General features: G+C 52.7%; 1 protein-coding gene. It reads right to left on the bottom strand.

The window, feature by feature from the left end; genetic code table 11:
• Positions 1 to 501: hypothetical protein (locus tag ACR0EL_RS22840; RefSeq protein ID WP_480502402.1), on the bottom strand; the 501-nt coding region annotated here is incomplete at both ends.

Genomic DNA, 501 nt, shown 5'->3' with positions numbered 1-501 from the left:
TTTCATCATTTCCTTTGGAATGGCGAAGCTGACAGTTCGCGAACCAATCGGGAAGGAAACATTGGCCTTCTCGCCAGTGACTGACAGATTGACCAGTGTATCAACCCGAAGCGGCATAAAGGTCAAAACAGCGGCCATGGCAGCGGCAAGTGAAAGTCTCACAGCTCGCGCCTGATCACCCATCGAAAGATCTTTATAGTTTTGGATGAGCGGCACAGCCTGGATATGAAGTTCACCTGCGAGCGCCAGAAACTTTTCGACGCGCCGAGGTGACGCGACAAGGCGCCGACAGAATGCCTGGTTTGCCTCCGTCATTGTGTCCCAGTTTTGGAAGTACTCGGTCTCGAAAAACTCCTTTTGAACTTTTGAGAATTCAGGGTGGAACTCACGGGCGAAGCGAAATGCCGCCCCCATGTTTTTCTTGAGCGTTCTGGCCCCGAGCGGCTTCCAGTAGTATTCGCCGCCCACTTCCGCATCGAAGACGGCAAACAGATTGTCTAC

It is taken from the genome of Ruegeria sp. AH12 (assembly GCF_056541465.1).
Note: the sequence above shows the minus strand (reverse complement) of the source record. Positions and strands in the feature narration are given on the sequence as shown.